This is a genomic window from Streptomyces sp. NPDC107546, from assembly GCF_055639175.1.
In genome coordinates this window covers 63,993-70,232 of sequence record NZ_JBVKBA010000031.1, presented here as the reverse complement: position 1 = coordinate 70,232, position 6,240 = coordinate 63,993, and the positions used below count along the sequence as shown (strand labels likewise).

Here is a 6,240-nt window from a genome sequence, read left to right as displayed (position 1 = left end):
GCACGTGTTCTCCGAGTCACCCGACGATCCCGCCGAACCTCTCCCGTCGAAGAAGCCCGGCCCGCCAAGGCTGCACCAATAGGTGTTCTCGTTCGAGCCGCGCTGCCAGGCGCTGGCGGGATCGCAGAAGTAGACCGGGATGTCAGTCGCGACGGTGAACTCGCAGTGGCGCCCCATCTCGCTGCCTTGGTCCCAGGGCAGAGACCGTTTTAGATGGGCCGGCAGCGTCTGGACGGTCTCGACCAGAGCGTCGCGGACCACGTCGGTGGCCCGGCCGTTCGGCAGGTGTACCAGTAGCACCTAGCGGGTGGAGCGTTCCACGAGGGTGCCTATGGCGAAGGCGCCGTCCTTACGGGCCTGAGCGGCGTAGGGCCGGTAGTGCCACTGGCCACGGGGATCGACCGTGCGGTTGCGGCGGACCTCCCGGCTGATCGTGGAGGGGCTGCGGCCTCTCGGCGGCTATCGCACGGATGGAAGCCTTCTCCCGCAGCCGATCGGCGATATAGATCCGGTCTGCCTCGCACAGGCACCGCTACGACGTCGAAGGCGGTGCCACCGGACGTATCGGTGGCACCGCCTTGTTCCGGCCGGACGGTCTGCGTCCGTTGCGCGCCCGCCGGTCTTGGGGTTGATCCCCACGATCCGGCATGCCGCGTTGTTGCTGAACCCCTACTTCACGAGCTGGAAGTATGCAGCTCGCTCAGCAGAGAGCTTCTTGCGGCCCTGAGGGCCCCGCACCTTCCGAACCTCGAAGTCCATCGCATCCCGTGAACTGGGGTGTTGCGACGACCACTAGGGCGTGTTGCGAAAGTGCTGGTCACAGCCACTCGTTGATGGCTGCGACGAGCACGGTCGCCTCGTAACGGACGGCAAGTTTCTCGTATCGGGTCGCCACGGCCCGGTGGCGCTTGAGCCGATTGATCCCGCACTCCACCGCGTGGCGTTCCTTGTAATCGTTCTTGTCGAACTTCGGCGCTCGGCCACCGCGGGAGCCGAGCTTCTTGCGGTTGCGGACCTGGTCGGCCTTCTCCGGGATGGTGCAGCTGATGCCGCGTCTGCGCAGGTAGGCGCGGTTCGCGCCGGAGCCGTACGCCTTGTCGGCGCGGACCTTGTCCGGCCGGGTCCGCGGCCGGCCCCAACGGATGCGGGGCACCCGGACGCCCTCCAAGACCGGCTGGAACTGCGGGCTGTCGTGCCGCTGACCAGCGGTGACGACCAACGACAGCGGCTTTTGCCCCTGCTCGACCGCCAAGTGCAGCTTGGTGGTCAGCCCGCCGCGCGAGCGTCCGAGGCCGTGGTCGTCGGGCTCGGTGTCGACGCCGCCGGGAGGCTCCTTCTGCAGTGCCCCTTTTTACGCGCCCCGGCAGCATGCTGGTGGGCCCGGGCGATCGTGGAATCCACGCTGACGTCCCACGTGATCAGGCCCTTCGCGTCGGCCTCGGCCTGCAACTGCTCGAAGATCCGCTTCCAGGTGCCGTCGCGCTGCCAGCGCCGGAACAGGTCGTAAGCCCGGTCCCACGGCCCGTACCGTTCCGGCACGTCGCGCCACGGCGCACCGGTCCTGGTCCGCCACCGTATGCCGTCTATCAACTGCCGCCGGGTCCACACCGGTGGACGGCCCGGCTTCTTGCCCAGCGGCAGCAACGGCTCAAGCCGGGCCCACTGGTCGTTCGTCAGATCACCACGCCCCACGGCAGATGATCATTCACGACCAAGATCGACTTTCGCAACACACCCTAGAACGGAAGCGGCCGGCACCCGGGCCCTGATCGAAGTCGTGCTGCTGCACCGGCGCATGGCCCACGACCAGGTCGTCGCCGGGATCGCCGCCGCCCTGCGGGCCGGAGCCTTGACCTCGGACGCCGTAGCACTGGAGGGCTGCAAGGCCGCAGAGCACGAGACCGCCGAAGCTGGGCCCGCCACGGGCGAGCCGTCCCTGGTCGCGGCGTTGACCCAGCGCAGGCTGGCCGCCCTGCCGCCGGGCCCACGGCCGCTGCCCTCGGTCGCCGCCTACGACCAAGCGATACGGCGGCCGTGTTCGGCGGCTCGTAGGAGGGCTTGGGCCACGCGTTCGGCATCATCTGGGTTGAGGAAGACTTGGTCAGTCCACATCACCGACAACCGCACCGTGCCGTTCAGCAAGTTTGTGGCCACGTCCACTTCGACGCCGTTCCCCGTCGCGTCGGTGACGTTCAACTGCGGATCGCTGCTGTAGGCGCTCATGTGCCTGAGCATGCCTGAGACCGTGTTTGAGATCTGCCGTGGCTCGTTGCTGTTGTGGTCGTTGAGCATGCCGTGAGCGGTGCTGGGGGTGGGTATCCGTCGGACTTGACGGACGAGCAGTGGGCGTTGCTGGAACCGTTGCTGCCGCCCGCGCGGGTGGGACCCAAGGGCGGGCGGCGGGAGAAGCATCCGCGGCGGCGGATCGTGGACGCGATCTTCTATGTCGTGCGGACCGGCTGCGCTTGGCGGCAACTGCCGAAGGACTTCGCGCCGTGGCCGACGGTCTACTGGTACTTCACGTGGTGGCACGACGACGGCACGGTCCAGCGCATCCACGACGCCCTGCGCGGCCAGATCCGCGAAGCCGATGGGCGCAACGCCGAGCCGAGCGCGGGCCTGATCGACTCGCAGTCTGTTCGTACTGCCGACACCGTTCCAGCCGTCACCAGGGGATTCGACGCGGGCAAGAAGGTCAAGGGCCGCAAGCGGTTCATCGTTACCGACACTCTCGGCCTGCTGCTGGCCGTGCACGTCGTCGCCGCCAGTGTCCAGGACCGCGACGGCGCCCGCCGACCGCTGCTGTGGACCCGCCTCGACCACCCAGGTGTAAAGAAGATCTGGGCGGACCAGGGCTTCGCCGGCCGCCTGGTCGATTGGACCACCACCGTGCTCGGCCGCGACCTGGAAATCGTCCGTAAAGACCCCGCCCAGCAGGGGTTCCAAGTCCAGTCGAAGCGGTGGGCGGTAGAACGTACCTTCTCGTGGCTCACCGCGCACCGACGCCTGGCCCGCGATTACGAGACCAGCCCCGCCCGCTCCGCGACGATGGTTCGCTGGGCGATGATCGGCATCATGGTCCGCCGCCTGACCCGAGTGAAGCCAGTTTCCCGGGCGGGTCCGCGCCCGTTGACCCGAACTTCGGCCTGACAGCCAGGCGCGGGCAGCAACATCAGCCCGGCTCACCTTCGTCCCCGATCAGCAACGTCACCATCGCTTCGAGGCGCTCGTCGCTGACCTGCGGAACAGTCCAGTTGTTGCTACGTGCGTGCTCGATGAACGCCGGGTCGAGCTCCACGTGGTAGCGCCCCACGTAGTGGGCCAGGTCGGAGTACCACAGCCAATGTCCGTCTGTGAGCAGGTGCAGCCCTCCGATGAACGCGCCAGTCTCGCTCAGCACGTCAGGCACAGCTGAAGGTGTGGCGACCAAGGTCGTGCCGGCGCGCAGGTACCGAACCAGATCTCCTTCATGCCCCGGCGCAGCCATGCGCGCAGCAGCTCGGATCGACGGCCCATCTGGACTGCCGTACTCCAGCTCCCTGAAGCGGCCGACGATGGGGTACTTGTCGAAGATCACCTGGTCGAGCCTAGAGCACCCTCCGAGAGGCCACCGAACCAGATCTCAAACACGGTCTGACGCCTGGCCAAGGGTGGTTCAGCCCAACTGAAAAGCCCCCTACTCGTGGAGAAACCGCAGGCAGGGGCTTACAGCTACCGGCTTACTTCTTCCGCCCTAGTGGTGATCATTGGTCGTCGTGGGTCACTGCCGATCGGCCTCGGACGGCCCAGAGACGGCCCGGACTCCCCAGTGATCTACCCTCCTTGGATGGACCGTCCCCCTTGCTTCTGTCTCCTTTGCGCACCGCCTGCAGATGGCCCTGCCTGGGAAGAGCGCGACAACCGGATAGCACAGAGCGTCATCGACTTCGGCTGGCACGTCATGGGTGTCGGCGCTGGCGACGACGCACCCGCCGATTGGTCCTACTCCATAGGGCTGTGGCACACACTGCGCAGTCCCGAGGTCTGTGTCTTCGGCCTGCGTATGGAAGTTGGGATGCCCGTCGTGAATGCGGCTGGAGCCGGCATCCGTGGTGGTCTTCCGCTGGAACCAGAGCAGCGCAGAGGCGATGTCCTCAATGGCTACGACGTCGCCGTCCGGCCTGTTCACCCCAGCTGGTACTGGGACTTCTTCGGTGCTGGCATCGACTTCTACCAAGCCCCGCCGCTGCCCGTCACGCAGCTGTTTTGGCCCGACAAGGCCGGACGCTTCCCCTGGGAAGAGGGAGTGGATGACTACTGCCGTACGAGTCAACCGCTGCTCTGGGTCCCGAAGGCCGACACCGAGGGGCCATGGTCGCGAGTCGGCGAAAACCAGTCGTGATGCCTTCGGCGCGGGCCGCACTGAGGGCATCACCTTCTGATCCGTAGCTCTACAGAGATCGGTCATTGACGGCCATACAGGCTGCCGGGAATCTCATGAGGGCCGTAGGTGCAGCGGCGGACAGGGTTCGGTTGCTCGATGAGACGGACTGGGTCTCTGCCGCATCCGCAGCGGAAGTCTCCGCGGCCCGAGCGGCCGTCAGGAGACATCAGGCGGCCACAGTTGCATTTCAGTGGGATCTGGTGCATGTGACGCATTCAAAGGCGGCTCACTGACACGTTGTCATTCAATTGGCCTACCCGCCGTCCGCCTGTTGCGCTGACGGAGTGATCAAAGACCACGCGGATGGTCTAGGCGAAAGAAGTGCGTGGGGTGGCGTGCCCTCTGGACCTCAGTCGGCGTACGCCGAGAGGTGGAACCGTGGAAAGCGATCAGGCGATGGGCACCGTCTGGACGGCGTGCCGAGCCGCTAGGGGCTGCCGGGTGTGGTGAGTTCGGGCTCACTCACTTCATCCGTCTATCCGTTCGGAGGCTCCCGTGCGCGTTCCACGAATTCTTGGCGTGCTGGTCATGGCCGCAGCTCTGGCATTGACTGGGGCCGCTGCGGCCCAGGCCGACGACGGCCATGGTCATCAGCGCAAGCAGTCACCACCGGTGCTCTGCCCGGCCTGCAACTTCACATTCGGCACTGGCTTCCCTGACGTCGGCTCCAGACTGAGTGGCAAGGACCTTACCGACGCGTACCTCTCGGCCAGCAACTTTCAAAATCAAAATCTGTCCAACAGCACCTTCAAGGGCGCACAGTTCTTCTTTGCCCGCCTTGTTCAGGCCAACCTCACCGACTCCGACTTCGAGAAGGCTGACTTCACGATGGCGAATCTGACAGGAGCGATCACAACGGGAGCAAGATTCCGAGGCGCCATCTGGAACAACACGACGTGCCCCGACGGCACGAACAGCAACACCAATGGCGGAACGTGTGTCGGGCATGGTTTGAGCTGACTGCCGTCCGGTCACCCGTCGGTCTCCGGTAGTCGCGCCGCTGCTGTTGCGCCAAATCTGAGGGAAGAAGGGGCGGCCGCGACCGCCCCCACCCCCTCCAACTCAGCGCCGCTCGAACGGCTCCCACTTGCTGTCGTCACCGGCACAGCCACGCGTTGAGGGCCCATGTGGCCCCGGTACTGGGTGGTGATCACCGACCAGCGGCAGCGCGCTGGGCCGGCGGGAGGCCAGCTACTCCTCCTGCGGCCCGCACCGACACTCGTCCGGTGGCGCGCCCTGCCCGATCGCGCATGCGCATACAGGGATCAGCGCGCCAGGGTTCTCCGCGGCGCGCTGCAGGTCCTCCGGCGTGGAACCGAGGCACATGTCGCAGGCGCCCTCTCGCGGCTCCTCAGCGTCCGGCGCGTGGTCCGGGTCCTCGAACTCGTCGTAGTCGTCGTACGGGTGGTCGGTCATGGTCGTGTCAATTCGGTAGTAATGATCAATGGCCCCAGCAGTTCGCCAGGACAAGAGCGAGCAGGAACAGCGCGGCCCAGAACGTGCCCGACGGCAGAACCCCGTCCCCACGCGCCTGAGCGTGCACGCGGCGTACGCCGTCCCCCGCGGCCGGCGCCAGGCCGCCGTGCGCGGCGCGGCGGTGCTCCACGAGCTCGTCCTCGGCGTCCACGCGGCGGTCGCGTCTTTGGGGCGAGACGGCGTCGCACGCCCGACACCAGTACTCGTACGGCACGCTCTACGCCCCCTCTCCGGACGCGGAGAGCGGTGGAGAATTCGCGCCCTGACCTGCGTGGAGTCCGCTCTCCACAGGCCGCTCGCCAGTAGTGGGGAGCAGGGCCTCGACGTCCTCTCGACGCACC

The 6,240-nt window shown here is 66.7% G+C and carries 8 protein-coding genes and 1 pseudogene; 3 read left to right on the top strand and 6 right to left on the bottom strand.

Features of this window, described 5'->3' with window-relative positions; all coding sequences use genetic code 11:
* Window positions 1-81: 81 nt before the first annotated feature.
* The 3 genes and pseudogenes from ACZ7L1_RS31810 to ACZ7L1_RS31800 form a co-directional block, all read right to left on the bottom strand.
* Window positions 82-336: pseudogene (locus ACZ7L1_RS31810) on the bottom strand (IS30 family transposase); the annotation flags it as partial.
* Between the two features lie 481 nt (window positions 337-817).
* Window positions 818-1,692, bottom strand: a protein-coding gene (locus ACZ7L1_RS31805; protein WP_471442074.1) for an IS5 family transposase whose coding sequence is annotated in 2 segments (ribosomal slippage) — window positions 818-1,300 and window positions 1,303-1,692 — 873 coding nt in all. Because the reading frame shifts where the segments join, the coding sequence is not laid out codon by codon here.
* Window positions 1,693-2,010: 318 nt separating this feature from the next.
* Complete coding sequence (locus ACZ7L1_RS31800; protein ID WP_471442072.1) at window positions 2,011-2,292, bottom strand: hypothetical protein; 282 nt, start codon at window positions 2,290-2,292, stop codon at window positions 2,011-2,013.
* A gap of 3 nt (window positions 2,293-2,295) precedes the next feature.
* Here ACZ7L1_RS31800 and ACZ7L1_RS31795 point away from each other — a divergent pair, with 3 nt between their 5' ends.
* A complete protein-coding gene (locus tag ACZ7L1_RS31795) occupies window positions 2,296-3,150 on the top strand; it encodes an IS5 family transposase (RefSeq protein ID WP_471442070.1) in 855 nt (284 codons plus the stop codon).
* Window positions 3,151-3,172: 22 nt separating this feature from the next.
* On the opposite strand, the gene ACZ7L1_RS31790 is transcribed toward ACZ7L1_RS31795, so the two are convergent.
* Window positions 3,173-3,577, bottom strand: coding sequence for a hypothetical protein (locus ACZ7L1_RS31790; RefSeq protein ID WP_471442068.1), 405 nt, complete (start codon window positions 3,575-3,577; stop codon window positions 3,173-3,175).
* A 249-nt stretch (window positions 3,578-3,826) separates the two neighbouring features.
* Here ACZ7L1_RS31790 and ACZ7L1_RS31785 point away from each other — a divergent pair, with 249 nt between their 5' ends.
* Window positions 3,827-4,381, top strand: a complete 555-nt coding sequence (locus ACZ7L1_RS31785; RefSeq protein ID WP_471442066.1) for a DUF4262 domain-containing protein — start codon at window positions 3,827-3,829, stop codon at window positions 4,379-4,381.
* A 537-nt stretch (window positions 4,382-4,918) separates the two neighbouring features.
* Entirely contained in the window at window positions 4,919-5,383 is a 465-nt protein-coding gene (locus ACZ7L1_RS31780) for a pentapeptide repeat-containing protein (protein ID WP_471442064.1), read from the top strand.
* Between the two features lie 231 nt (window positions 5,384-5,614).
* Here ACZ7L1_RS31780 and ACZ7L1_RS31775 read toward each other — a convergent pair whose 3' ends face one another.
* Together ACZ7L1_RS31775 and ACZ7L1_RS31770 are read right to left on the bottom strand one after the other, a co-directional pair.
* Window positions 5,615-5,839 (bottom strand): hypothetical protein, encoded by a 225-nt coding sequence (locus ACZ7L1_RS31775; protein WP_471442062.1) that lies wholly within the window; start codon window positions 5,837-5,839, stop codon window positions 5,615-5,617.
* Window positions 5,840-5,864: 25 nt separating this feature from the next.
* Complete coding sequence (locus ACZ7L1_RS31770) at window positions 5,865-6,050, bottom strand: hypothetical protein (protein ID WP_471442060.1); 186 nt, start codon at window positions 6,048-6,050, stop codon at window positions 5,865-5,867.
* Window positions 6,051-6,240: the final 190 nt, after the last annotated feature.